The sequence below is a fragment of the Stenotrophomonas sp. SrG genome (genome assembly GCF_050031795.1).
GTDB lineage: Bacteria > Pseudomonadota > Gammaproteobacteria > Xanthomonadales > Xanthomonadaceae > Stenotrophomonas > Stenotrophomonas rhizophila_A.
In genome coordinates, this window is the sequence record NZ_JBNBBE010000907.1 from 1 (window position 1) to 243 (window position 243).

Annotated in this window: 1 pseudogene; it reads right to left on the bottom strand. The window is 73.7% G+C overall.

The features are described 5' to 3' along the window. Positions 1–169 (bottom strand): annotated as a pseudogene (locus tag ACQG3P_RS22135) (ABC transporter ATP-binding protein); the annotation flags it as partial. Positions 170–243 lie beyond the last annotated feature (74 nt).

A 243-nucleotide genomic window follows, 5' to 3' on the forward strand; every position in this document is an offset into this window, starting at 1 on the left:
GGGTGGACTTGCCGGCCCCGTTCGGGCCCAGCAGCGCGAAGAAGTCTCCCGGGGCAACGTCCAGCGACACCCCTTACCGGGCCGGGGTGCCGTGGTCATAGGTCTTGCGGAGGTCGCGCACCCGCAGGGCGGGGGCGGGACTGGGCGCGGGAGTGTTCTGGGATGCCAAGCTCTTGCCTTCGCGCCCTTGGGACGGCGCGGGAGCGGGGCGGGGGAGCGGCGAGGATAGACGGCCCCGAGGGT